Annotated in this window: 24 protein-coding genes and 3 pseudogenes; 17 read left to right on the top strand and 10 right to left on the bottom strand. The window is 42.6% G+C overall.

The features are described 5' to 3' along the window. The first annotated feature begins 327 nt into the window (after positions 1 to 327). The gene (locus BQ9856_RS25760; RefSeq protein WP_077613368.1) at positions 328 to 579 is read left to right on the top strand and encodes a DUF6485 family protein; all 252 of its coding nucleotides are present in this window, start codon (positions 328 to 330) and stop codon (positions 577 to 579) included. A gap of 104 nt (positions 580 to 683) precedes the next feature. Further along, positions 684 to 758: pseudogene (locus BQ9856_RS24280) on the top strand (DUF3852 family protein); the annotation flags it as partial. 79 nt (positions 759 to 837) lie between these two features. Here BQ9856_RS24280 and BQ9856_RS13245 read toward each other — a convergent pair. From BQ9856_RS13245 to BQ9856_RS13230, 4 genes and pseudogenes are all read right to left on the bottom strand, one after another. Further along, on the bottom strand, positions 838 to 1,599 hold the full coding sequence (locus BQ9856_RS13245; protein ID WP_077611461.1) for an MBL fold metallo-hydrolase: 762 nt from the start codon (positions 1,597 to 1,599) through the stop codon (positions 838 to 840). Positions 1,600 to 1,840: 241 nt separating this feature from the next. Continuing rightward, positions 1,841 to 2,818 (bottom strand): serine hydrolase domain-containing protein, encoded by a 978-nt coding sequence (locus BQ9856_RS13240; RefSeq protein WP_077611460.1) that lies wholly within the window; start codon positions 2,816 to 2,818, stop codon positions 1,841 to 1,843. Between the two features lie 304 nt (positions 2,819 to 3,122). After that, positions 3,123 to 3,407 (bottom strand): annotated as a pseudogene (locus BQ9856_RS13235) (recombinase family protein); the annotation flags it as partial. Positions 3,408 to 3,560: 153 nt separating this feature from the next. Next, the gene (locus BQ9856_RS13230; RefSeq protein ID WP_077611459.1) at positions 3,561 to 3,920 is read right to left on the bottom strand and encodes a helix-turn-helix domain-containing protein; all 360 of its coding nucleotides are present in this window, start codon (positions 3,918 to 3,920) and stop codon (positions 3,561 to 3,563) included. Positions 3,921 to 4,967: 1,047 nt separating this feature from the next. Here BQ9856_RS13230 and BQ9856_RS13220 point away from each other — a divergent pair. Continuing rightward, positions 4,968 to 5,231, top strand: a complete 264-nt coding sequence (locus tag BQ9856_RS13220) for a patatin-like phospholipase family protein (RefSeq protein ID WP_077613367.1) — start codon at positions 4,968 to 4,970, stop codon at positions 5,229 to 5,231. Positions 5,232 to 5,764: 533 nt separating this feature from the next. On the opposite strand, the pseudogene BQ9856_RS13215 reads toward BQ9856_RS13220, so the two are convergent. Further along, a pseudogene (locus BQ9856_RS13215) lies at positions 5,765 to 6,049 on the bottom strand (recombinase family protein); the annotation flags it as partial. Between the two features lie 153 nt (positions 6,050 to 6,202). Beyond that, positions 6,203 to 6,562 carry a helix-turn-helix domain-containing protein gene (locus BQ9856_RS13210; RefSeq protein ID WP_077611459.1) on the bottom strand — a complete coding sequence of 120 codons (360 nt, stop codon included), beginning with the start codon at positions 6,560 to 6,562 and terminating at the stop codon, positions 6,203 to 6,205. A gap of 1,047 nt (positions 6,563 to 7,609) precedes the next feature. Here BQ9856_RS13210 and BQ9856_RS13200 point away from each other — a divergent pair. After that, positions 7,610 to 7,873, top strand: coding sequence for a patatin-like phospholipase family protein (locus BQ9856_RS13200; RefSeq protein ID WP_077613367.1), 264 nt, complete (start codon positions 7,610 to 7,612; stop codon positions 7,871 to 7,873). Positions 7,874 to 8,005: 132 nt separating this feature from the next. Here BQ9856_RS13200 and BQ9856_RS13195 read toward each other — a convergent pair whose 3' ends face one another. After that, positions 8,006 to 9,673, bottom strand: coding sequence for a DUF2207 domain-containing protein (locus BQ9856_RS13195; protein ID WP_077611458.1), 1,668 nt, complete (start codon positions 9,671 to 9,673; stop codon positions 8,006 to 8,008). A 276-nt stretch (positions 9,674 to 9,949) separates the two neighbouring features. Between BQ9856_RS13195 and BQ9856_RS13190 the strand changes: the two genes are divergently transcribed. Further along, on the top strand, positions 9,950 to 10,708 hold the full coding sequence (locus BQ9856_RS13190; RefSeq protein ID WP_077611457.1) for a Fic family protein: 759 nt from the start codon (positions 9,950 to 9,952) through the stop codon (positions 10,706 to 10,708). 28 nt (positions 10,709 to 10,736) lie between these two features. Here BQ9856_RS13190 and BQ9856_RS13185 read toward each other — a convergent pair whose 3' ends face one another. Beyond that, a complete protein-coding gene (locus tag BQ9856_RS13185) occupies positions 10,737 to 11,660 on the bottom strand; it encodes an AraC family transcriptional regulator (RefSeq protein ID WP_077611456.1) in 924 nt (307 codons plus the stop codon). A gap of 156 nt (positions 11,661 to 11,816) precedes the next feature. Here BQ9856_RS13185 and BQ9856_RS13180 point away from each other — a divergent pair, with 156 nt between their 5' ends. From BQ9856_RS13180 to BQ9856_RS13145, 8 genes are all read left to right on the top strand, one after another. Then, positions 11,817 to 12,890, top strand: coding sequence for a Gfo/Idh/MocA family protein (locus tag BQ9856_RS13180; RefSeq protein ID WP_077611455.1), 1,074 nt, complete (start codon positions 11,817 to 11,819; stop codon positions 12,888 to 12,890). Between the two features lie 18 nt (positions 12,891 to 12,908). Next, positions 12,909 to 13,655, top strand: a complete 747-nt coding sequence (locus BQ9856_RS13175; RefSeq protein WP_077611454.1) for a sugar phosphate isomerase/epimerase family protein — start codon at positions 12,909 to 12,911, stop codon at positions 13,653 to 13,655. Positions 13,656 to 13,676: 21 nt separating this feature from the next. Continuing rightward, on the top strand, positions 13,677 to 14,642 hold the full coding sequence (locus BQ9856_RS13170) for a sugar phosphate isomerase/epimerase family protein (protein ID WP_077611453.1): 966 nt from the start codon (positions 13,677 to 13,679) through the stop codon (positions 14,640 to 14,642). A 22-nt stretch (positions 14,643 to 14,664) separates the two neighbouring features. Continuing rightward, the gene (locus tag BQ9856_RS13165) at positions 14,665 to 15,717 is read left to right on the top strand and encodes a Gfo/Idh/MocA family protein (RefSeq protein WP_077611452.1); all 1,053 of its coding nucleotides are present in this window, start codon (positions 14,665 to 14,667) and stop codon (positions 15,715 to 15,717) included. A 241-nt stretch (positions 15,718 to 15,958) separates the two neighbouring features. After that, the gene (locus tag BQ9856_RS13160) at positions 15,959 to 16,939 is read left to right on the top strand and encodes a LacI family DNA-binding transcriptional regulator (protein WP_077611451.1); all 981 of its coding nucleotides are present in this window, start codon (positions 15,959 to 15,961) and stop codon (positions 16,937 to 16,939) included. Between the two features lie 275 nt (positions 16,940 to 17,214). Continuing rightward, positions 17,215 to 18,591, top strand: a complete 1,377-nt coding sequence (locus BQ9856_RS13155) for a sucrose-specific PTS transporter subunit IIBC (RefSeq protein WP_077611450.1) — start codon at positions 17,215 to 17,217, stop codon at positions 18,589 to 18,591. Positions 18,592 to 18,596: 5 nt separating this feature from the next. Beyond that, positions 18,597 to 19,961 (top strand): glycoside hydrolase family 32 protein, encoded by a 1,365-nt coding sequence (locus BQ9856_RS13150; RefSeq protein ID WP_077611449.1) that lies wholly within the window; start codon positions 18,597 to 18,599, stop codon positions 19,959 to 19,961. Between the two features lie 186 nt (positions 19,962 to 20,147). Beyond that, positions 20,148 to 20,438, top strand: a complete 291-nt coding sequence (locus tag BQ9856_RS13145; RefSeq protein WP_077611448.1) for a hypothetical protein — start codon at positions 20,148 to 20,150, stop codon at positions 20,436 to 20,438. A 123-nt stretch (positions 20,439 to 20,561) separates the two neighbouring features. Here BQ9856_RS13145 and BQ9856_RS13140 read toward each other — a convergent pair whose 3' ends face one another. Beyond that, on the bottom strand, positions 20,562 to 21,137 hold the full coding sequence (locus BQ9856_RS13140; protein WP_077611447.1) for a LysE family transporter: 576 nt from the start codon (positions 21,135 to 21,137) through the stop codon (positions 20,562 to 20,564). A gap of 128 nt (positions 21,138 to 21,265) precedes the next feature. After that, positions 21,266 to 22,171 (bottom strand): LysR family transcriptional regulator, encoded by a 906-nt coding sequence (locus tag BQ9856_RS13135; protein WP_077611446.1) that lies wholly within the window; start codon positions 22,169 to 22,171, stop codon positions 21,266 to 21,268. A 231-nt stretch (positions 22,172 to 22,402) separates the two neighbouring features. Between BQ9856_RS13135 and BQ9856_RS25755 the strand changes: the two genes are divergently transcribed. The 4 genes from BQ9856_RS25755 to BQ9856_RS13115 all read left to right on the top strand — a co-directional run bounded on the left by BQ9856_RS25755 (position 22,403) and on the right by BQ9856_RS13115 (position 26,396). After that, on the top strand, positions 22,403 to 22,687 hold the full coding sequence (locus tag BQ9856_RS25755) for a DUF4386 family protein (protein ID WP_077611445.1): 285 nt from the start codon (positions 22,403 to 22,405) through the stop codon (positions 22,685 to 22,687). Positions 22,688 to 22,717: 30 nt separating this feature from the next. Continuing rightward, a complete protein-coding gene (locus BQ9856_RS13125; protein WP_077611444.1) occupies positions 22,718 to 23,749 on the top strand; it encodes a LacI family DNA-binding transcriptional regulator in 1,032 nt (343 codons plus the stop codon). Further along, positions 23,733 to 24,740 carry a LacI family DNA-binding transcriptional regulator gene (locus tag BQ9856_RS13120; RefSeq protein WP_159441994.1) on the top strand — a complete coding sequence of 336 codons (1,008 nt, stop codon included), beginning with the start codon at positions 23,733 to 23,735 and terminating at the stop codon, positions 24,738 to 24,740. The genes BQ9856_RS13125 and BQ9856_RS13120 overlap by 17 nt, the downstream gene beginning before the upstream one ends. Positions 24,741 to 25,004: 264 nt before the next feature. Continuing rightward, positions 25,005 to 26,396: an ABC transporter substrate-binding protein gene (locus BQ9856_RS13115; RefSeq protein WP_077611442.1), complete on the top strand. Its 1,392-nt coding sequence runs from the start codon at positions 25,005 to 25,007 to the stop codon at positions 26,394 to 26,396. Positions 26,397 to 26,406 lie beyond the last annotated feature (10 nt).

Here is a 26,406-nt window from a genome sequence, read left to right as displayed (position 1 = left end):
GTATAGGAAAGGTCGAGGTTCCAGAAACGGTCAATGATATCCCAAGTGGAACGAGCGATAGCATGAGGGTTCGGATAGTATTTACGCAGCATTTCAACAACGAAGTTCTGATAGGCGGAATGCCCGCCGGGATTTACAGGTAACATAAAAATCGCCTCCAATCGAAAAATATCTTATAAACAAGGGCGCGAAGCGCCGCATTTTTCGATGGATTTGTCAAGTGTTTTGATAAAAAAAGTGGGGGATTTTAATAAAAAAGGAATCTGAAAGCCTTATTAATCAAGGCTTAGAGATTCCGAGAGATTATCTTAACATTAGGAGGAAAACATAGATCAACATTTTTGTAATTGTATAGTAACAAACTGCAAGCATCATCCACTTAATCATTCGGAGGGCTGCGATTTATGTATTAAGAAAAATCTAAAATCAGGTGAAATCCCGACATGTTTCTGGCTACGGATCTTAGATGACATTTGTGGCAATAAGAGATATCGTTTTGCTGATTTCACTGATTTCTATCAGAAGCATAAAGCAGCTTATGAAAAGAAAGAAGCCGAAGGAAAAACGGAAACAAACTAAAGAAATATTTTTGTTCAGGGCTAGATTTTTATCTTTATTAAAACAATCCCCAAAACTTTCATTGGAATAGAAGAATATGTTCTTACAGTGTGATAAATAATTAACCGGCAATTCTGTTTGCCTGCCTTGTGTTTACGCTTACCTGCCCGCTCTATATCTGGTCTATATTAGGAATGTAAAGAAAAGAGCAGGCCGACAACTTTATCAGGATTCGGCCTGCGTACAAGTTTTAGCGAATTCAAATGAATTCTGTTTATATTACAGCCATACAGCCCAGTCGCCATAATCGAATGTTCCGCTACCGTGATGCAGTTGCCCTCTGGCTTGGAGCTGTCGGAAAGCATCGCGCATCTGGATAAGGATTTCAGGTTGAATGTCCAAAGTATGGTGTGCCGGGAACACACGCTTCACCGGCAGAGCCGAAACCTTCTCCAAAGAAGCGAGATACGCCTCCGGATCGGTGGATGGATAGTAGGCAAACAGCGTATCTTTATAGACCAAGTCGCCGGTAAAAAGATGGCCGCGATCCTTTTCCCAAAAGCACATATGCCCCGGTGAATGTCCGGGAGTATGCAGTACCTGAATGCATCGGCCTCCAATATCAATTTTGTCGCCGTCCTTCAGCACCCTTTCCGGTGTACCCTGAAAGAATTCATATTTGTTTACATCATAGCCTTCCGGCAACTCACAGCGGTCCACTACCATGTCTTTGATCTGTTCCATAGTCAGAGGAAATTCGCCGTTGAGCCAATTCAGTTCTTCCTCATGAGCATAAAAAGCCGGAAAATATTTATGACCTCCAATATGATCCCAATGGATGTGCGTGGCAACAACGGTAATCGGCTTGTCCGTCAGCTTACTTACCACGTCATAAATATTACAGATACCGAGGCCGGTATCAATCAGAAGACTGCGCTCAGAACCATTCAGAAGATAGCAGTGCGTTTCCTCCCAATGTCGATACTCGCTGACGATATATGTATCTGTGTTAATGCTGTCTATTGTAAACCAATCGTTCATAGATTTATTCCCTTCAAATTCTTATTTGTTGTTATCATACCATATACAGGTATGTTTTTCCACCATCCTTATGCAAGTTAACCGGACTATATTGGATCTATAACAAACATAGAGCCGTTGCATCGAGAGGCAGATGCAACGGCTCATTTTCAAGATTAGCGCGATTTTCTATGGTGGTAGATCCAACGCAGTTTCAGAGGGGGTGATCATAATCTCCCCGGTAAATGGCGATTCGTTATACTCAATCCTCAAAAACTGGTTTGATATATTTTTTGATAAGTTCGATTCTATCCTTGGCATCCGGTATGAAAAGTGAAGCAATGGAAATCACAATTTTTTTCTTTGTATTGACATAGATTACATTGCCGCCGTCGCCCAGAGCCGCATAACTATCTCCGTCAATGATCCACCAAAGATAGCCATAGGCCAGATTGCCCCATTGGACGCATCGGCTATGTTCCCTTGTGCTCTCAGCTATCCACCCAGCCGATACAATTTGTTCGCCGTTCCAAATGCCGTCGTCTAGATATAGTTGACCTATTTTTGCCATATCTGCGGATGTCAAGAAAAGACCCCAGCTTGCCGTGTTTATTCCTTGCGGGTCAACAACCCAGCCACTGGTGTTTTTATCATTCATAACGGCGATATGCTCTTCTTTATTACGCAGCACCACATTGTGCGTAACATTGATCTCCAGTGGCGAGAATAAATGTTCCGTAGCGAATTCAAGTATGGACTGTCCTGTCGCCCTTACAAGGATACCTGACAAAATATGGGTTCCTCCTATGGCGGAATAATTGAATTTCCCGATAGCTTTATCCCCGCCCAATAAATCGAGTGCATCCTGAATCGGATTCTGGCTTGTGAAGAACTTTTCGTATGGTTCCGTCTTATATTTATATGGAGCTGTCATGGTAAGCAAATTTTTAATCGTAATTCCCTGTATTGTTTTTTCACCAGTTTTAACAGTGTAATCGGGGAAAAAGTCCAATACCTTCCGGTCTACACTTTTGATGTAGCCTTTATCAATGGCAATACCAATCAACGCAGAAAAAACACTCTTTGTCACCGAATACACATGAATAGCGTTATCCGCGGTATATCCATTAAAATAGTTTTCATATAATTTTATGCCGTTTTTTTGTACAATAATGCCCGCGATATTGCTGTAGTCACTGTTTATTATATTTTCAAGCTCTTTAATTTTTTCTTTATTCATAAAATTTTCTCCTTTTAAGTTATAAAGGATATCCTCAAATAAAGGATAAGGCTATTAAAAATCAATTGCAAGAGCTTTTTTAAATTAATAAAAATTTCACATCCATCCGTAATAATCTTTCCAATAGCTGAATGCTCCCATATCAAGGAAGCCTCTGGCTCAGCACGTGAAAACTATGTTTCAGGAATGTTTGATGAATATAGCTCAATAAATACACGGTAATTAAAGAGCAAGAGTAAAGCAGAAAAGAAAGATAATAAACAAAAGCAGTTTACCAGGCAGCTCATTAATACAAAGACCGTTAGCCTAGTAGTGGTGGGGTAAGAAAAATACCGTTACGAAAACGCATTTCTATGGAGGCATTCATTATTTCACTTTTCGTATGTGATTCTTCTTAAGCCATAGTTGCTATGAATGACAGAAACATTTCACTGTTGTTGTTTAAGGTATAGATATTTTCTGTTTCAAAGAAAACACCAACTGGCGATGGCATGGCAGCTAGCTGACGGACATATCCGATACAGTCCAGGAGGTTGCGGGCGAAGCGGGAGACTGATTTGGTTACAATCAAATCTATCTTTCCTTCTTTTGCAATTCAGTATCTTTTATCTGTGTTTCATTTGCTTTCATAATCGATTTTGCTCCATAAATGATTTATTTCATAAATTATACATGCCGTACAGTTAAAAGAAAATGAACCACAGGCTAATAAGTATACCTGTGGTTCATATTTTGAAAAATATTATAGATTTTTTGTCTTTAGCCATTGATTTTCATGAAGGATTTTTTTTGTGGCGAGAGCAATTTCACAAATTATTACTTTTTCATAGCTTGTACAGTCACTAAGTATTTTTTTCATATCTGTATGATACTCTAGGGGATCGCTATTTAGATGTCCGCAGAGAAGCTGGTCTACTGTTACGTCAAGAGCATTTGCCAGTCTTACAATTACTTCCAGGCTTGCCTGCTTTTTAGCGGTTTCAATACGGCTAATGTAGGTAGTAGACATTTCAATCTGTTCTGCCAATGCTGCCTGTGTGATTTTCTTATTGGAACGTGTTTTTTTTATTTGGCGTCCAATATGTTTGAAGTTTAGCATCATATTATGTTCCTCCTATGTATTGTTTTTAATTTATTTATATAGCATTTAATGCTTCCGATACTGTTATTGATAAAGATATTAACAAAGATTTATCACCTAACAAGAGGAGCATCCTGGATATTATGATTAATCATGGTGGTACATTGTATAAAGCAAAACACAAGTGTAGTAAATGTGGTACCGAAAAAAGCGATAACCCCAAGGATCATCTTCAAAAGCTGCTGTGCTTGGATTGATTTTTCCGCGAAATAACATGGCTCACTGGGTGATACGATGCAGTGAGGAATGGCTGGCTCCAGTCTATAACAGAATTCACACGGAATTAATGAAGTGTGAATGTCTGTATACGCCATGTTTTGAATCACTTACAATATTAACTCCCAATCATTTAATTTAACTTGATTTTTATTTTCCAAGTGGTAAAATTAAAAAGAAAGCAATAATAATTTAGCATTGTTTACAAATTAAACTCCCATGCCTTGCACTGCTCGGCACCACAATAAATGAAACCGTGCAATGGCAATAAGCAGGAAGTACGTTAATTCGGTGCAACTACTTCGGGCAAGTTATATTCCGGATAAAGCTTCATGACTCCGCTTCAATAGAGAATGATGAAAGTACTGGCAAACGACTTTTTGAAAGACTAGAAAAAGAAATTCAAAGAATTAGTGCTCATCGTGGAGCAAAACGGGCTTATGTTGCAGCTGCACATTCCATGCTGGTGGCCATTTACCATATCCTAAAAGATGGATTAAAATTTCAGGATTTAGGGTCTGAATATCATAATCAGTTCAACAAGGAATGAAAGATAAGAACCTACCTGAAAAAGTTAAAGGCATTAGGCTGGGAACAACCATGCGCCATGGAAGGTCAGCCAGCTTAATCATAATTTTGTGTTCTAAAAGCTTGATAGGGGGAAGTCTGTGCTTTTTTGGCTACCCGGTAGTTATTTTTTCATAGTAAAAGCTGGATGATGTTTAACAGAATCAAATTAAATTATAAACATGATAATGTGGTTTATACTTAATGAAGAAGGCAGGATATTTTATGGATAGAGCAGGATTGATATTAGAGGGCGGAGGAACAAGAGGTGTATTTAGTGCTGGGGTATTGGATTATTTTATGGAACAGGAATTGTATCTACCCTATGTAATCGGAGTATCAGCTGGGGCAGGAATCGGTGCAAATTATGTTTCGCGTCAGCATGGAAGAATTAAAAAAACCATGATTGATTATTTAAGAGAAAACAGTTATTTAAGTATTAAACACCTGATACGAAAAGGATGTTTTGATATGATCCCTCTAAAGTAGACAGAAAAAATAATTAAAAATATTAGGATAACGCGATCAGATTACTGGTCGCGTTTCCTTATATACTTTAAACNGTCACCGAATACACATGAATAGCGTTATCCGCGGTATATCCATTAAAATAGTTTTCATATAATTTTATGCCGTTTTTTTGTACAATAATGCCCGCGATATTGCTGTAGTCACTGTTTATTATATTTTCAAGCTCTTTAATTTTTTCTTTATTCATAAAATTTTCTCCTTTTAAGTTATAAAGGATATCCTCAAATAAAGGATAAGGCTATTAAAAATCAATTGCAAGAGCTTTTTTAAATTAATAAAAATTTCACATCCATCCGTAATAATCTTTCCAATAGCTGAATGCTCCCATATCAAGGAAGCCTCTGGCTCAGCACGTGAAAACTATGTTTCAGGAATGTTTGATGAATATAGCTCAATAAATACACGGTAATTAAAGAGCAAGAGTAAAGCAGAAAAGAAAGATAATAAACAAAAGCAGTTTACCAGGCAGCTCATTAATACAAAGACCGTTAGCCTAGTAGTGGTGGGGTAAGAAAAATACCGTTACGAAAACGCATTTCTATGGAGGCATTCATTATTTCACTTTTCGTATGTGATTCTTCTTAAGCCATAGTTGCTATGAATGACAGAAACATTTCACTGTTGTTGTTTAAGGTATAGATATTTTCTGTTTCAAAGAAAACACCAACTGGCGATGGCATGGCAGCTAGCTGACGGACATATCCGATACAGTCCAGGAGGTTGCGGGCGAAGCGGGAGACTGATTTGGTTACAATCAAATCTATCTTTCCTTCTTTTGCAATTCAGTATCTTTTATCTGTGTTTCATTTGCTTTCATAATCGATTTTGCTCCATAAATGATTTATTTCATAAATTATACATGCCGTACAGTTAAAAGAAAATGAACCACAGGCTAATAAGTATACCTGTGGTTCATATTTTGAAAAATATTATAGATTTTTTGTCTTTAGCCATTGATTTTCATGAAGGATTTTTTTTGTGGCGAGAGCAATTTCACAAATTATTACTTTTTCATAGCTTGTACAGTCACTAAGTATTTTTTTCATATCTGTATGATACTCTAGGGGATCGCTATTTAGATGTCCGCAGAGAAGCTGGTCTACTGTTACGTCAAGAGCATTTGCCAGTCTTACAATTACTTCCAGGCTTGCCTGCTTTTTAGCGGTTTCAATACGGCTAATGTAGGTAGTAGACATTTCAATCTGTTCTGCCAATGCTGCCTGTGTGATTTTCTTATTGGAACGTGTTTTTTTTATTTGGCGTCCAATATGTTTGAAGTTTAGCATCATATTATGTTCCTCCTATGTATTGTTTTTAATTTATTTATATAGCATTTAATGCTTCCGATACTGTTATTGATAAAGATATTAACAAAGATTTATCACCTAACAAGAGGAGCATCCTGGATATTATGATTAATCATGGTGGTACATTGTATAAAGCAAAACACAAGTGTAGTAAATGTGGTACCGAAAAAAGCGATAACCCCAAGGATCATCTTCAAAAGCTGCTGTGCTTGGATTGATTTTTCCGCGAAATAACATGGCTCACTGGGTGATACGATGCAGTGAGGAATGGCTGGCTCCAGTCTATAACAGAATTCACACGGAATTAATGAAGTGTGAATGTCTGTATACGCCATGTTTTGAATCACTTACAATATTAACTCCCAATCATTTAATTTAACTTGATTTTTATTTTCCAAGTGGTAAAATTAAAAAGAAAGCAATAATAATTTAGCATTGTTTACAAATTAAACTCCCATGCCTTGCACTGCTCGGCACCACAATAAATGAAACCGTGCAATGGCAATAAGCAGGAAGTACGTTAATTCGGTGCAACTACTTCGGGCAAGTTATATTCCGGATAAAGCTTCATGACTCCGCTTCAATAGAGAATGATGAAAGTACTGGCAAACGACTTTTTGAAAGACTAGAAAAAGAAATTCAAAGAATTAGTGCTCATCGTGGAGCAAAACGGGCTTATGTTGCAGCTGCACATTCCATGCTGGTGGCCATTTACCATATCCTAAAAGATGGATTAAAATTTCAGGATTTAGGGTCTGAATATCATAATCAGTTCAACAAGGAATGAAAGATAAGAACCTACCTGAAAAAGTTAAAGGCATTAGGCTGGGAACAACCATGCGCCATGGAAGGTCAGCCAGCTTAATCATAATTTTGTGTTCTAAAAGCTTGATAGGGGGAAGTCTGTGCTTTTTTGGCTACCCGGTAGTTATTTTTTCATAGTAAAAGCTGGATGATGTTTAACAGAATCAAATTAAATTATAAACATGATAATGTGGTTTATACTTAATGAAGAAGGCAGGATATTTTATGGATAGAGCAGGATTGATATTAGAGGGCGGAGGAACAAGAGGTGTATTTAGTGCTGGGGTATTGGATTATTTTATGGAACAGGAATTGTATCTACCCTATGTAATCGGAGTATCAGCTGGGGCAGGAATCGGTGCAAATTATGTTTCGCGTCAGCATGGAAGAATTAAAAAAACCATGATTGATTATTTAAGAGAAAACAGTTATTTAAGTATTAAACACCTGATACGAAAAGGATGTTTTGATATGATCCCTCTAAAGTAGACAGAAAAAATAATTAAAAATATTAGGATAACGCGATCAGATTACTGGTCGCGTTTCCTTATATACTTTAAACAGGTATAGTAGATGGGAAGGCACATTAGTACTGTGCTTATATTGAAAAGCTACGCCCCATTACCGGCTGCCTCCGCCTCCTCCGCCAGAGAAACCTCCACCGCCTGCAGGACTTACGCCGCCGGTCCCGGCCATGTTTGATTTTGGCGTCGCAGCGCTCGAAATATGGTTCGTCATGGTCATAAGGTATATCATACTGTAGGCGTTGCAGCCGTACATGCCTGCGAAGGAATCAAAATGTGCAGGATCAAGGTCTTTCATACTTTCGAGGACCTGCTCTCCAATGTCAAACAAGGTGGCGAACACAAGATAATCCCCCCAAAGCTCTCTTGGAACTGTCCTGTCTTCCCTTTGCCTGCGCATTTCCGTCAGGTACTTTTGGAATCCAAGTATCCTGACAGCCTGCTCAAAACCCGAAACAGTAAATCGGACAGTACTTTTTATGTCCGTTGCTGCTGCACCTGAACGGATTAATTCTTCCTTGCCGTCACTTTTCACTTCTTCCGCCCATGCAGTGAGCTTTTCATAAAGCGCCTCCGCCCGTTTTTTTATGTCAGAGGTCCAAAGAATGCCGTCCCTATCGGTGTCGAAGGTTAAGATTTCATACAGCGACTGCTCCACCCCTGGGTCAGGTGTTTTATCCGGGCTGAATACGATAGCTTCTTCTTTTTTAGGTCTTTTTACATTTCGCTCTCTTTCGCGCTCTTCAATGCGGATATATCCCGCCTCCTGCCAGCGGATGAGATATGCGCCCATAAGCTTTTCACAGGAAATGCCTTTGCGCAGCAATTGCATGGTGGAATATATAGCAGGAATGCTGCCGCCAAAAGGGACTGACCAGTCCGCGTGTATTTGTGTCTTTCCGGGAAGCCGCACTGTAGTACCGTCTGCCAGCTTGTATCGTGAAGAAAAGAAGGCAATTAAAATGAAGGTCATGACAATAACCGCCCCTAAAACAGCAAAGACTATATATAAAGCCGTATCTGAGTTTTCATTTTCTGCGGATTTCTGCAACTTTTCAAAAGACATATCGGTTTTGGGGGCCAGCGGGAACAAGCTTCTGTCAAAGCGGCAGAGTACATTCACATAGTCCCTGCTGCCCAAAGCTTCAGAAGAAAAAACATTAAGACTGCCATCGTTCCCGTTCCCGGCTTCTCCCGTAAAGCCATAAGCCCAGATGCGGGCGTTGTCTGCCGTCAGGCGTGTATCCGGCATCCAAATCTTAATATAAGTTGATTCCGGAGCACTTGAAAGCTCTGATATAAACTGATGATAAAATCCAGCGTAGTCGCCATAATCTTTTACCAATCCCTCCAGGGTATATCGGATGGTATATTGATGGTCACCGTAACTGCCAATGCCCCAGCAGAGTTCATATCCATCGGAAGTTTTCAAGATGCCGCAGGTACCGGATTTTTCCTCTCTGGAGAGATTTGTGTCCCAGTCGTCCAGAGTTTTGTATTGCGTTCCTGATTCGTCCCATACAAGAAGAGAATGGACGCTCATTCCATCCATGTTATCCAAAGCCTTGTAATATTCTGTGCCGCTGGATACACCGCGCACATCCCAGGTCTCCGTTATGACCGCAGAACCATCACTCTGAAGAATGACATCCAGATTAATAGACGGTATGGCATCTTCTGCCGCAAATACCGGAGTTGCACCCAGGACGAACAGTACTGTGAACAGTACGGAAATAGTAAGCAATCTTTTTAGTTTTAATTTCATTGGCCTTCTCCTGTCTTGTAAATATCTATCAATAAGTTGTAGACATACCCATTATAATAAATAGCGAGCAGTTCAAGTCTCTGCTTATAGTTGAGCATACCACATATTTTAGTGATATTCTACCATCTTTATGTAAGTATTGTCTGGACTATTTTTTGTATATAGGAAAAATCAAATGGAAGCCTAACATTACGTCAGGCATTGAATATTTAGTTAAAACATGATAGACTGTCTAATAACATTAAAAGTGAATTTTCGTTGAAAGGAGTGAACAATTTGAATTATCAGGAATTATTACAAAAGAAGGCTCTGTACGACCAGAATAAGGATTCACTCCCAGAGGTCACAGTAAAAAGCTACGCAAAAGCGTTTGATCTGGAATACACGCACCATTCCACAGCAATCGAAGGAAATACTTTAACCCTGCTGGAGACAAAGGCGGTGCTGGAGGAAGGGCTGTCTGTTGGAGGTAAGACCCTCCGGGAGATTTATGAAGTCGTTAATCACGATAAGGCGTACCAGTATGTGAAGGATTGTATTGCGCAGGGAAAACCGCTGGAAGAAAGAATCGTAAAAGATATCCATGCCATTCTAATGGAGAATATTATGACAGGCGGTATTTACCGTAGTGTGGATGTCTATATTTCCGGTGCTGCCCATACGCCTCCGACGCCGAATGAAATGTATCGGCAGGTCAAAGCATTCTACATGGATCTGCAGGAAAAAAAGGCAGAGAACATCATTGAGCTTGCAGCCTGGACACATGCCGAATTTGTTAAAATACATCCTTTTACTGATGGAAACGGCAGAACCTCCAGACTAATTATGAATTATCAGCTGATGGCACATGGGTTCCTCCCCGTTTCAATCCCAAAGGAAAGACGTCTGGAATATTTCAATGCCCTGGAAGCCTATGCAGCAGGTCAGGAATTGAATCCATTCTCCGATATGATCGCTACACTGGAAGAACAGCAGCTTGACCGATATCTTGGGATGACCAAAGTTTTAGAGCAGACACAGCGGCAACAATTTTAATACAATATAGAAAATAGAAAAAGACCGGCTAATGCCGGTCTTTTTCTATGGGTGCTATAGAATCCAAAGGGCCTTTAATAACATGACACAGTCCCTTGCACCCTGAATATACAGGTACTCCTGAACGGGAATGCCTTAATGCGTCATTATCCTTTGATACATCGACATATTTACTCGGACTGATACCAAAAACATGCATAAAGGAACGGTAGAAAGTCCTCATACTGTTAAAGCCGGCACCCATAGCAGCCTGCGTAACGGATTCCTCACCATCTAAGAGCATACCCGCAACCTGCCTGCAGCGTAATGCGTTGACATATTCACTGATACTGCACCCTACATGCTTGTTAAAGATGTGAGAAAACCGACTGGTACTGTAACCGAACTCATCGGCAACGGATTTAAGAGACAGTGGGTTTTTGTAATTGTTGTTAAGATAGGTGAGAATATTACGCACCAAAGCATCATCATCTTTTGCTAATAAATTTTCCAGCGGAATGTTTTCTGTCAGCAAAGCCAGAATCACATGAATATACCCTCTGGCAGCCATTGAATCGGGTTTTTTATGCTGCAGGCCGCAGCAGTATCTCATGCAGCGGGCCACTTCCCGGGTTATGGATTTATCCGATATTCGGCATAAGGAAAAGGTCTTTCTCCTTAATATCTTTTGAAAGGCCGGTATATAGGAAAGAGGGATAATCATCACAATTGTATCTGATCTTTCAGGTGTTAAATACCGGTGTACAGTATAGCTTGGCACCAGCAACAGTTCTCTGCCTTGTATACAGTGAAATTTTCCGTTTAAGGTTGCCTCCATGATGCCGCTGCGCACATATACAAGTTCCAGGGCACTGTGGAAATGTGGGGCACAATTATTATTCAGTGAATACCAGGAGGAAGGCTCAGCCTGGCTGTCCCGGGATATTTCGTAATTATACAATTGATTATACATTTGAATTCTCCTTTTACAGAAAATACATTGCAGCAAATTATGGCACAAATTATGTCTTTTACGGCAAGCCAACACTCTTTTATTGTATTATAATTAAATCATAAAAAAATTACAAGTACCTTATTACTCAACTTTAACAATGAAAGGATAAAGCATATGAAACCATTAAAGCTAGGAATTATAGGGTGTGGAGGCATTGCAAATGGAAAGCACCTGCCGTCCATTCAAAAAGAAGGCAGCGCCGAAGTGGTGGCCTTTTGCGACATCATTGAGGAGCGTGCCAATGAAGCTGCAAAAAAATATGGCACAGAGGATGCCAAAGTATTTACTGATTATCATGAATTAATCAAGCTGGACTTAGATGCGGTTTATGTTTGTACGCCCAACCGTTCCCATTGTGAAATCACGGTGGCCGCACTCACTGCAGGTAAACATGTAATGTGCGAAAAACCCATGGCAATTAATTACACTCAAGCTATGGAAATGGCAGAGACAGCGAAGCGAACCAATAAACTGCTTACCATCGGTTATCAGAATCGCTATCGTGCAGACAGTGCTTATCTCAAACAGGAATGTGTAAACGGTGAATTGGGAGATATATATTATGCAAAAGCAAAAGCTATTCGCCGGCGCGCAGTTCCAACTTGGGGCGTATTTTTAAACGAATATGAGCAGGGCGGCGGTCCTTTAATCGACATCGGAACTCATGCACTTGATTTAACGCTGTGGATGATGAATAACTATAAGCCCAAAAGTGTGGTAGGTACCGTATATCATAAGCTCAACGGTGAGACACAGCCTGCTAATGCCTGGGGACCATGGAATCCGGATCGGTTTACTGTAGAGGACAGTGCTTTTGGATTTATCATTATGGAAGACGGTGCTACGATTACGCTAGAGGCCAGCTGGGCACTCAACTCACTGGATGTACATGAGGCTAAAACTGTTTTGTGCGGTACCAAAGCCGGTGCGGATATGTTGAATGGACTGATGATCAACGGTACAAAAAATGACCGTCAGTACGAGTTAAAACCCCACCTGGAAGCTGGAGGAGTTGCTTTTTATGAAGGGAATGTAATTACTCCGGAAGTGATAGAACAACAAACTTTCTTTCGTGCTATTCAAGGTAAAGGTGAGTTGGTGGTGCTGCCGGAGCAGGCTGCGGTAGTTACACAAATTCTGGATGCTATTTATCAATCTGCCAGAGAAGGACGTCAGATTATATTATAAAATAACAGGAGGTATTATATGAGTCTAATTAAAGAGTTCAACCTTCAGCTCTATTCGCTGCGCGAGCTGACCAGGAACGGTTTTTCCGATGTACTGAAAAGGGTTGCTGAAGTCGGCTATACCGGAGTGGAGTTTGCCGGCTATGGAAACCTGACAGCCGGACAAATGAGTGGATTATTGGAAGAAAACGGTTTAAAATCTATCAGCAGCCATGTACCTCTGGAACGGTTAATCAATGCTCTGGATGAGGAGTTAAGCTATAACCGCCAGATTGGAACGCAGGCCATCGTCGTGCCTTATTATCCCGTTGAAACTGTCCATGATGTGGAAATTCTGGCAGAACAGCTTGCACCGATTGCCAAAGCCGTACGCAGCGCAGGTTTTGCCTTTGGTTATCACAATCATGCCCATGAATTTGCAAAATCAGAAGATGGGATAGCTCTTTTGGATTTATTAATGCAATTGACGGATCCCCAGGATGTTGTATTGGAATTGGATGTGTATTGGGCAACCTATGCTGGAGTGGATGTGCTGGAATACATACAAAAACAAAAGGACCGTATCCGCCTGCTGCACTTAAAGCAGATAGCCGACTTTGAAAGCAAGAGGTGTGTGGATTTAGACGAAGGCGTGCTGGATTTTGGAGCAATTGTACGCAAAGGGTTGGAAACCGGTGTGCAGCACTTTATTCTGGAGCAGGAGGAGTTCGCTGTCTCACCGTATCAAAGCATAGAAAAAGGCTATAAACACATCATGAACTTATAGATTTTCGAAAGGAGAATTGGTATGAAATTAGGAGTGTTAACAGTTCCGTTGTATGATCGAAGCGCTGAAGAGGCATTCCGGTATCTGAGCAGTCTGGGGGTACAGACAGTAGAGATCGGTACCGGAGGCTCACCGGGCAGCAAACATTCTAACCCGCAGGAATTGCTTTCAAGTGAGAGTAAATTGTCAGCTTATAAGGATATGCTGAAGAAATATAATTTGGAAATTAGTGCATTGAGCTGCCATTCCAACCATGTACATCCGAATGCGGAAATCCGTGCTCAGGCCGCTGACGATTTTACTCAGACCCTGCGCTTAGCAGAAAAGATGGGAGTCGACACCGTGGTGAGCTTTTCCGGGTGCCCCGGTGACTATGAGGGTGCAAAATACCCTAACTGGGTGACTTGCTCCTGGCCCACGGATTACCAATATGTCCTGGACTATCAGTGGAACGAGGTTCTGATTCCATTTTGGAAGGGCGCAGTTGCTGAGGCAGCCAATTACGGTGTCAATAAGATCGCGTTGGAGTTACATCCTGGGTTTTGTGTATACAATACCGCTACACTGCTGCGTTTAAGAGAAGCAGTTGGTGATGCGATTGGTGCAAACTTCGATCCAAGCCACTTGTTCTGGCAGGGGATTCGTCCGGCAGAGGCTATCAAAGCACTCAAAGGAGCAATATATCATTTCCATGCAAAGGATACCAAAATTGATGCCGCAAATACGCAAATCAATGGGGTATTGGATACAGGGAGCTATGGTAACCTCTCTGACCGCAGTTGGCTGTTCCGTTCAGTCGGCTGGGGGCACGATGCCGGTGAGTGGAAGGAAATCATTACTGCTCTGCGTTTGATTGGCTATGACGGAGCCGTCAGCATTGAGCATGAAGACTCTTTCATGTCCATTGAGGAGGGACTGGAAAAAGCCGTTGCATTTTTAAAAGATATCATCATTCATGATCGGCCTGCACAAGCATGGTGGAATTAAAAATCAGGAGAATATTAATATTATGGATAACAAAAAACTCAATATCGCCTTGATTGGATATGGGGGCATGGGAAGCTGGCATACTAAGACACTTTCAAATATTGATGAAGCCAGCTTATGCGGTATTTGGGACATTGACCCGGTCCGAAGGGAAGCTGCAGCCGCGGACGGAATTCATGTCTATGGATCACAGCAGGAATTATTGGCCGATGAATCGGTGGAAGCAGTAACCATAGCCACCCCAAATGATACCCATTTGCCTATTGCACTTGCAGTTATGGGTGCCGGCAAGCATGTGGTTTGTGAAAAACCTGTGGCGCTTGGAAGTGACGAATTAGAACAGATGATCAACTGCGCTAAAAAGAACGGTGTATTGTTTACAGTACACCAAAATCGCCGCTGGGATGAGGATTATCTGACTGTCAAAAAACTGTATGATCAGCAAATAATGGGCAAAATATTTAATATTGAGAGCCGGGTACACGGCTCCCGTGGAATACCGGGTGACTGGCGTAATCAAAAGCAGCATGGCGGTGGAATGGTGTTGGACTGGGGTGTACATCTGCTGGATCAGATGACTATGATGCTTAAGGGGCGTAAACCCAAAAGTGTTTTTGCGCAGCTGACGAATGTCACTAACGAAGCGGTAGACGACGGCTTCCGTGCCCTCTTTCAGTTTGATGACCAATTGACCTTTTTGGTAGAAGTGGGCACCAGCAACTTTATCTCTATGCCTCGCTGGTACATTCAGGGAGAAAACGGCTCTGCCATTATACATGACTGGGAGCGGAATGGTGAAATTGTCATGGTTTCGGATTGGGAAAAACGTGATGCTGTGCCGGTGGTAACCGCAGCAGGTCTGACCAAAACCATGGCACCCCGTACTGATGAGACAGTTAAAAAATATCCGTTACCGGAAGTTCATTCCGATATTCGGGATTTTTACCGAAATATTCGCGCCTGCATCCATGAGGGAGCACAACCGCTCATTCGTCAGGATGAGGTTATGGAAGTCATGAAAATCATGGAGGCCATCTTTCGTTCCGCAGAGCAGAATTGTGTAGTATACTTATAGTAAACCTATTGATGATATTTTAAAATACATCTAATTGTTATATATGCTGCTTATAAAAAGACACCGCTCACAGTGCTCTGAACCCGAAGCTTTGAACAGATTTTATGCTGGCTTCGAATTTGCTAATGAAATTTTTCAAACAAAAGATTGAGATTTCCGTTCCCATCGTATATGATAAAGATATGATATCGTTTTCAGGAATATTTCATATTAATATGCATTTTACCGGAGGGAGCTCGTTATGACAATCAGTGAGATCGCTAAGATGGCGGGAGTTTCGGCTGCGGCTGTGTCCAGATATTTAAATCAGGGATATATCAGTGAGGATAAGAAAGAAAAGATCAGGAGGGTTATTGAGGAGACGGGGTACCGTCCTTCCGTACAGGCCCAGATGCTGCGCACCAAGAAGACCAGGATGATCGGCGTGGTGCTTCCGAAGATCGATTCGGAGGCGGTCAGCCGTGTGGTTGCGGGCATCAGCCAGGGGCTGTCTAAGCGGGAGTATGAGCTGCTGCTGGCGAATACGGAAAATAATATTGAAAAGGAACTGGATTATCTTAAAATTTTTAACAATGACAGGGTGGATGGCATCATCTTCATCGCCACCCTGCTGACGGCCAGGCACAAGGAGCTGATTAAGGCGCTCAATGTGCCTGTGGTCGTGGTTGGACAAGCCTGCGAATATGCTTCCTGTATTTACCACGATGATAAAAATGCGGCCAGGGCGCTGGCAGAGCTTTTGCTCAAACGGGGACGGAAGAGGATCGCTTACCTTGGAGTGACGAGGAGGGACGCAGCGGCGGGAGAGCAGCGCTATCAGGGATTTATGGAGGCCATGGGGCAGGCGGGCAGGAAGCCCGAAGAGACGGATATGTACGAATGCGAATTTACCATGGTATCCGGCTATAAGCGGTGCAGGGAGGCATTTTCAAGGAATCCGTCTATTGATGGGGTGTTCTGCGCAACTGATACCATTGCCTTAGGCGCTATGAAATATCTGCGGGAGCTGGGAAAACGGCTTCCTGAGGAGGTGAGCCTGACGGGAATCGGCCATACGAGGATTTCGGAAATAACAGTTCCGACTCTGACCACGGCCCATTATTATTATGAGGAAAGCGGAAAAGAGGCCGTCTCCCTGCTGTTTGAGCTGCTGGAAAATGAAAATGTGCCGAAGAAACGGGTGATGATGGGATTTGAGGTGAAGGAACAGAAGTCGGTTTGAGAGAAGCGGTAAAGGCTGTTTAAAAAAAAGAGTCATTTGTTGTAAAAAAGCGTTTTAAGAAGAGACAGTTTAGTAAAATGTAACAATAATATGAAATTGATTTCATATATATTACCAATATATTTTTACAATTAACCATTGTATAATTCAATTACAATATGAAATCGATTACATATAGGGCGTAGGAAATAAGGAAAGGGAAAGCGGCAGGTTCCCTACGCCTCCTTAAACGTAATCAAAAACGCTTTTTTCAAAGGGAAAGGGAAGGTATTCAAATGGACTATGGCAAAACAGCGGCATCAATCATTTCATGTATCGGCGGGAAAGAAAATATTATTTCAGCGGCTCATTGTGCCACCAGGCTCCGTCTGGTGATCGGGGACAATGGAAAGTGCAGAAAACAGGAAATTGAAGCCATCGACGGAGTCAAGGGCGTGTTCGAGGCCTCGGGCCAGCTTCAGGTCATTTTAGGCACGGGAGTGGTCAACAAGGTGTATGATGAGTTCGTCAAACTGGCGGAAATTCAGGAAGCTTCCAGGGAGGAGGTAAAGCAGGCTGCGGCTTCCAGACAGAACGTGTTCATGCGGGCTATCAAGACATTGGGAGACATCTTCGTCCCCATCATTCCTGCCATCGTGGCAAGCGGACTGCTGATGGGCTTGCTGGAAGGGTTTTCTAACGTATTCCCGGCCATGTCCCAGTCAGGCACCTACACCATCATCCATTTATTCAGCAACGCTGCCTTTGTATTCCTGCCGGTCCTGATCGCCATCAGCGCGGCAAAAACCTTTGGCGGCAACATGTTCCTGGGTGCGGTTATTGGCATGATTATGATCCACCCGGACTTGATGAACGCCTGGAGCGTGGCAGGGGCTGACTCCGTGCCAACGGCCAGCGCCTGGTTCGGCCTTTACAACATCAACTTGGTGGGATATCAGGGGCACGTGATTCCCGTGGTCATTGCGGTATTTGTAATGAGCTCAATTGAAAAAAAACTCCACAAGGTGGTGCCGGAGATGATCGATTTATTCGTAACGCCCCTGGTAACCGTTCTCGTAACAGGCTACTTATCCCTTACGATTTTAGGCCCTGTATTTTCCGCTCTGGAAAATCGGGTGCTGGGTGGAGCGCAGTTTTTGATCAGCCTCCCTTTTGGAATCGGCGCTTTCTTTATCGGGGGCGTTTACGCTCCTACCGTGGTAGCGGGAGTCCATCATATGTATAATGCCATAGAGGCAGGCATGCTAAGCTCCACAGGAGCCAACACCTGGATGCCGATCGCAACGGCCGCCAATGTGGCCCAGGGCGCGGCCGCTCTGGCTCTGGCCATAAAGACCAGGAATAAAAAGACAAAGGCCCTGGCCTTTCCTGCTTCCCTCTCTGCTTTCTTAGGAATTACAGAGCCTGCCATCTTCGGTGTGAATATCCGCTACGTAAAGCCATTTATTGCCGGCTGTATCGGCGGGGGGATAGGTGCTTTGTACGCGTCTGTCATGGGAATCAGCGCCACCGCATACGGCATTACGGGGCTGTTCGGATTCCTGATTACCGCCAATTATGCGCTTTCTTATCTGATTACCATGCTCATTGCAGGAGGTGCTGCATTTGTTATATCCTGGATTCTATATAAGGATGATAACGGAAAGGTTTGAGAAAAATGAGAGCTGACCGCGGCATGTTTTATCCCGCTTACCATCTGGCCCCCCCTGACGGGTGGCTCAACGATCCCAACGGTCTGTGCCAGATGGATGGGACTTTCCATTTTTATTTCCAGTATGTGCCGGAAAGCCCGGAGGGCGGCTTAAAACACTGGGGCCATTATGAGTCCCGTGATTTGGTCCGCTGGAATTATACCGGCATCGTTTTATCCCCGGACAGTCCCTATGACAGGGACGGCGTGTATTCCGGCTCGGCCCTGACAGAGGACGGGAACATTTACCTCTATTATACGGGTAATGTGAAAGAGGAAGGGGATTACGATTACGTATCAGAGGGCAGAGGGGCCAACACCATACTGGTGAAGACCCGGGACGGCCATTTCATGGGTGAAAAGCAGTGCCTGATGACAAATGAGGACTATCCCGCTGATGTGAGCTGCCACGTAAGGGACCCAAAGGTATTTAAAGAAAATGGTCGGTATTACATGGTTCAGGGAGCCAGGACCAACAGGGATCAGGGCGTTGTCCTGGTGTTTGAATCCGATGACAGGCTGCATTGGCGGTACATCAACCGCATTCAGACCGGAGGTGACTTCGGATATATGTGGGAATGTCCTGATTTATTTGCCCTGGACACTGTTTCCGTCCTTTCCGTATCGCCACAGGGTTTAAAGGCAAAGGAGCTTCGGTTCCAGAATCGGTACCAGTCGGGATATTTCCTGATGAAAGGGGATTATAAGGCGGAAGGCGGTTATGAATTGTCGGAGTTTCGGGAATGGGATATGGGCTTTGATTTTTATGCTCCTCAAACGTTTTTGGATGAAAAGGGGAGAAGAATCCTGGTTGGATGGGCAGGGATGATTGATTGCGAAGAATATAACAATGCACCGGCCATAGAACAGGGCTGGCAGCATATGTTCACTCTTCCCAGAGAGCTGACTCTTAAGGAAAATGTCATCTGCCAAATGCCTGTGGAAGAGGTCCGGGGGCTGAGAAGGTCCGAAGAGCTTATACAGGATAAAAAATTTTTCTGCACTATGGCTTCAGAGATTCAGATAGATAACATGGAGAACGAGACCATGGAAATCAGTTTCTGCGGCAGTCTCATACTGGCCTATAACAGGGAGAAGCAGGTCTTTTCCATGGAATTCAAGGACGGATCAGGCAGCGGCAGGAGCGTTCGAAGGGCAGAGTTAAAGGATCTGAAATCTCTGGATATCCTGATGGATCATTCCATTATGGAGGTCTATATTAACGGTGGATTCTCCGTGTTCACCACCCGGTTCTACATGGAGAACGAGGAGCTGGAAGTAAAGACGGATGGGGTTACGGGCATTGTAAGGAAGTGGAATTTGGAAAAATAGAAATAGAACATGAATGAGTTAAACCCCGAAAGCCTCCAATCCATATTCCAGTGGGCAACGAATATAACTAATAAAATTAATAGTAACTAATAAATTTACTGATATATTCCTCTTTCAAAGTATTCTGTTTATAATATAGCCAAGCTCATGAAAGAGCAAACAAATTTATTTTAGGAGGAACAAACAATGAAAGTAAATGCATATCTTGAAATCACGATGAAAATTGAAAATGCAAATCGTCCTGCTGCAGCAAAGGTATATACAGATTATCGCGAGCCATTTCTTAAGAAGATTGAAGGTGCATTGACAAAAGACTTGCTGATCCGGGAGGAAGATGTTCAGGTATTGCACGGATTTGACAGTGTAGAACATGCACAGGCATATTTAAGCAGCGAGATGTTCAAAAATGATGTATTTGTTGGACTTAAACCACTATGGAGTGCAGATCCGGATGTTAAAATCTACAGTGTTGCTTAATGGTATCTAATATTAAAATTCTGTGCGGTTATGAAACTGCACAGAATTTTTTTCTAAACAACATCTCTAAAATTTTTCATTTTCCATTCACAAATTTCCATGCACAATATATATGAAACAGGCCTAAAATACCATAGTCCAAGCACAATAAATCAAAAAAACAGCGAAAATAATATTGATGGATTTATAGTACTTTTTCTGTATTTTCATGCCAAACCATGCCCATAATAAGGACGCGAGCGAACCGACGGAGGCAATTATCATTTCCGTACCCAATAGAGCGGCAAAAGAATTATAATACGGTACGACATATCCCGTAAGGCAGGTCATACCGTAAAAATATATTTTGACGTTAACAAACTGCAATAAGAATCCCGTACAGAACAAAGGCTCCTTAGCCTTGCCGCTTTCATCCGGCCTGCTTCTGACAATATGTATGGAAAGCCACAAGAGATAAACCGCGCCAAAATACTTCATTATAGTCAGTATGGGTGACAGGTAATGACTCAGTCCGAAAATAGCAGCGGCGCAAATGGCCTGTACGCAATAATATCCGCATACGATGCCGAAAAATAGCATTTTTCCCCTTTTCCATCCATAGGCCGTTATGGTGGTAAGCGTTAAAATGTTTCCCGGACCAGGCGTGAAAGAATTAATTAACATGTAGGCAATGAGTGCAGTTAGTGTAGAAACAGGCATAGCAATACTCCCTCCATTATATCTGGCTTATTTTGAAATCTTCTGAAATTTTTTGAGATAAAAATAGTATAGCACCCAAAAGCGCTATACTAAATTATGAGTTTTGTATGTATTGATATAGGTTGAAACTATATACCCTCTGCGTATTTTTCTAACGCAGCAAGATAGATGTGCCCCAGTTCATTTAGAACCATATCCTTGTGCGTAATTGTGCCTACCTCTATCTTTTCGTCCACATCCAGCTGTACGGCAATGATATCATTGCCGTGTAAGTAAGCTGGAAACACTCCGGACGAAATCGTATAAGCATTCAGACCAATGATAAAATTCACGACAGCAGCGCGGTCGCTTACGCGTATCTGTTTTGCTGCCGTTCTTGTGGACAGGATTTCCTCAGAATAATAAAAAGAATTGTAAATGCCCTGATTGTAGGTGATGCATGGGTAATCCTCCAGTTCATCAAGCGTAACCATGTCCTTACCCGCCAGTGGATGGTTCCTGAACAGAAACACATGTGGCTTTGCATTAAAAAGGTGTTTGAATATCAGGTCGTTGTCGGACAACAGTTTTTCAATGACAGTTTCGTTCGCATAGCTCAGATAAATAATACCGAGGTCACTACGGAGACTCTTCACGTTTTCAATTATATCATGGGTTGTACCCTCGTGAAGCGTAAAATCATAAACCTCTCCGCCAAACTGCTTTACCAATTCCACGAATGCATTTGCGGCAAATGTATAGTGCTGTGTGGAAACGGAAAAGCGTTGCTTCCCATTCTGTTCATTCAGATACTTGCCCTCCAGCATATCCATCTGCTGCAACACCTGACGGGCATAGCCGAGAAATTCCAACCCCTCTTCCGTGATCTGCATTCCCCTCGGAGTACGCAGGAACAGAGTCCTCTTTGCTTTCAATTCCACCTCTTTAATGGCATTTGAGAGACTCGGCTGAGAGATAAACAGTTGCTTTGCAGCCTCATTTATGGAGCCGCATTCCGCTACTGTAACAATATATTTTAGTTGCTGTAATGTCATAGAACCCCTTCTTTTCCTAAAGATAGATATAACAACGTAAATAGTTACAGGCATATGTTGATTCATATAATATAACAAGTTATTTATCAATAAGCAAGTGTGCAAAATGCACTGGAAAAAATAGATAAAGGCATACAATCAATAAATGAAATATTGGAGGAATTATAATGATAAACCAAATGAAAGATTTATCACAACGTAAAGCTGCAACAGCCGATAAAATTATAGCTTCTGTCATACTTTTCCGCTCTGGTATTTGCAGCTTTGTGCTATCTGGCAACTGATTTTGCAAATTTACTTTTGCCCAACTACGAAAATTTTAAAGCAATTATTGATACGGTACTTAGCGCACCTATGGCTATTGGGGAATTGTCACTTGCCTTTTGGCTTTTATTGAAAGGAGGCAAGCGGCATAATATATCAAGCTGTGACAATAAAGCGTTCAAGCTGGCACAATGTGACATCTCAGATGTGTTGACCTGTGTCAAATTTAATGATAAAATTAACTGGATTTAATTAAAATTTAAGTTAAAGAGAGACACAGGCATGTCAAAAATTAAGAAGAATGTGACGTTGCAAATGATAGCAGACCGTGCAGGGGTCAGCACAGTAACGGTATCCAATGTACTCCTGGGGAAAAAGGGTGCAAGTGAAGAGGTGCGCGGCAGTATTCTGGCTCTTGCAAAAGAGATGGGATATCACAAGAAAGAGGGGGATGAATCTGGCGGATCAAAACGGATTGGGGTCGTGATTGCGGAACGTTATGTAAAGGAAACCCCCTCCTTTTATATGGATATTTATAAACGGATTTCCCAGGAAGCGGCAAGACAAGGAGCTTTAACTATACTGGAGGTAGTAGACCAAGCCAGGGAGCGGCTGGAGGAGCCCCCTATTGTATTTTCTAATGCCGCAATCGATGGAATCCTGATGTTAGGAGAAGTAAATCCGGGATTTCTGGAGACAGTCCGGACGAATTCGCTGCAGCCTGCGGTATGTGTTGATTTTTATGACGCGGACAAGGATATGGATTTTATCATTACAGACGGTTTCCGGGGAATGCAGGCAATTACGCAACGGCTGATTGATTATGGCCACCGTCAGATTACGTTTGTAGGAACCCCGGGAGCAACGGGCAGCATTATGGATCGCTATATGGGATACTGCAAGGCTCTTTTGCTGAATCATATTCCGGAGCTGCCGCCTCTTCAAGATCGGAAAAAAGAGGGATATGCTTCAGTAGCGGAATTTGAATTGCCGGAGGTTTTGCCTACAGCCTATGTATGCAACTGCGAAAAAAGTGCTGCACTGCTGATAAAAAAACTCAGGGAAAAGGGAATCGCCGTACCGGATGAAGTGTCGGTTGCTGCATATGACCGTGTGCATGGAAGCCAGGTAGAAGGTTTGGAATTAATGACCTATGAGAATGATGAGAAAATAATGGCGGAAATCAGCGTTTCTACTTTACTGAAACGAATTCATAAAAACGGTACTCCAGCAGGAATCCGTCTGATGCAAGGGAAAGTACATGAAGGAAATTCGATTATGTATAGGAGGAAGCCAGATGGCAGGTTCTGTTAAGCTGAAAGATATTGCGGATGCGCTGGGAATTAGTGTGGTAACCGTATCCAATGCCCTTTCCGGTAAAAAAGGCGTCAGTCATGATATGAGAAACCAGATTATTGTAAAGGCACAGGAGCTCGGATACGATAAGGTGAAAAGCGTGAAACCGTTACGTTCTACTTTGACGATCGGGGTGGTAGTGGCACACCGGTATATTGATGTGGGTGGTTCTTTTTATTGGGCGATGTACCAGCAGGTCGCATTTGCAGCAGCAAAGAAGCAGAATCTGACGATGCTGGAGATTATCGGAACAGAGACAGAACAGCAGATGGAACTGCCTAAGATGCTTAAAGAAGGTAACATTGACGGACTGATTGTCATTGGAAAGATGGAGGAAACATTCATCAAAAAAATGATTGGTATGATAAAGCTTCCGGTAGTGTTGATGGACTTTTTTTCAGATGCTCTGACTTGTGATGCAGTTATGTCAAACAACTACATCGGCATGTATAAGATGACCCGCTATCTTTTGAAGCGTGGACATCGGGATATTGCATATGTAGGAGAGATTGCCACTGATGAGAACTTGTGTAACCGTTACTTTGGTTACCGGAAAGGGTTGGAGGAGTGGGGGATTTCCCTGAATCCGGATTGGGTGATTGATGATCCCAGGCTGGTGCAGAGAGCGGCGGAGTTCGTGCTTCCGAAGGTGATGCCAACGGCCTTTGTCTGTTGTAATGATTTGACGGCAGGCATCGTGTATGACAAGTTGATATCAGCAGGGTACAGGATACCGGAAGATGTTTCGGTAGTAGGATATGATGATTATCTGTATGGGCATCCTTTTGCAAAGAAGCTTACTACTTACCACGTTGATATGAAGGAAATGGCGCAGACAGCAGTCAGGATTCTTCTTAAAAAAATTAGAGGTGACCGTAGTTATTGTGGTGTACGCTATCTGGATAGCTTTGTTGTGGAACGTGACAGCGTGAGAGCAATAGAAAAATAAATCTGGTAGAAGAAACGGCAGCGGCAACGCTGCCTTTTTTGCTGTTAAAATAACTTAATTTATTGTGAATAATTTAATTAAAGAAAAAGTAAAAAACAAATCAAAACGATTACATGGCTACATAATGCACAAAAAACACATGAAAAAAATCATAAAGCGGACAAAAATGCGGTAAAAACAACTTTACACTTGAGATTAAAATATGGATATGCTAAGATTAAATAAACTTAAAAAATAATTAAAAATAAAGTAGGGGAGAAGGATATGAAATTAAAGGAAAGAAAAAAAATTATTGCTTGTACATTGGCCGGAGTGATGGCATTTTCCGTTACTGCGTGTGGAAACGGAGGAGATACCGGGATCGGAGCGAAGGGAAAAATGGCTGAGAAGGTGAGTCCGGGTATTACCTTTGAACAGATTAAGCTGGGAGAGGATTATACGGATTTAAGTGCAGATTTGAAATTCCTTACGCATAAGACAGATGTTATTGACACTACCTTTACCAAGTATGTGAAAGAGTTCAATAAGATTTATCCGAATATTCACATCGAATATGAAGGAATCACCAATTATGCAGATGATATCACCACCAGGCTGACCACCGGAGATTGGGGGGATATCTGCATGATTCCGACGACGGTAGATAAAGATGAACTTGAGAACTACTTTACCTGCATGGGGGATTACGACACGCTTTCTAAAGAATACACTATGCTTCAGAATTACAGCTACGGCGGAAAGGTATATGGAATTCCTTCCATGGGAAACATCCAGGGAATTGTTTACAATAAAAGGATATTTGAGGAGGCAGGAGTGACAGAGGTGCCCAAAACCCCGGATGAGTTTCTGGCTGCGCTCCAGAAAATAAAGGACAATACCGATGCGATTCCGCTGTACACTAATTTTGCAGCCGGGTGGACCATGGGGGCCTGGGATGCTTATATCGATGCATGTGCGACTGGGCAGGCGGATTTTGCACATGAGGAAAGAGTGAAGGGCGAAAATCCCTTTGCTGACAGAGGGGATCAGACAGGACCTTATGCTGTATACAATACACTTTATCAGTCAGTAGCACGGGGCCTTACAGAGGACGATCCGACGACCACCGATTGGGAGGGCAGCAAGGCCCGTTTGAATAACGGTGAGATTGCCTGTATGGCCTTGGGTTCCTGGTCCATTATCCAGATGAAGAATGCGGGAGAACATGGGGATGATGTGGCGTATATGCCATTTCCGATTTCTGTAGATGGAAAGCAGTACACCAATGTAGGTCCGGATTACAATTATGGCATTAACTGCAATCGTACGGCTGATGAGCAGACGGCTGCAATGGTGTATGTAAAATGGCTGGTGGAAGAATCTGGATTTGAAACGGATGAGGGTGGTGTGCCGATTCAGGCAGATGCAAAACTGCCGGATTTTCTTGAGTCGTTTCATGAGGTAGGGCTTTTATATGATGTTCCAATTCCAGAGGGCGAAGAAACCTTAGACAATGATGTGAATAATGAGTCTGAGCTGGGAATTAATGTTTCCGGAGGCATGGCAAAAAGCGTAGTAGAAGCGGCTATTGACGGGCATCCGGCCATGGATGAGCTGGCGGCGGAGTGGAACGGGAAGTGGACAGCAGCACAGGAAAAATTCGGAATTACCCATTAAATGTGGCCGG

Origin of the sequence: Clostridium sp. Marseille-P2415 (assembly GCF_900155545.1) — a bacterium.
Classification (GTDB): Bacteria; Bacillota; Clostridia; order Lachnospirales; family Lachnospiraceae; genus Lacrimispora.
Note: the sequence above shows the minus strand (reverse complement) of the source record. Positions and strands in the feature narration are given on the sequence as shown.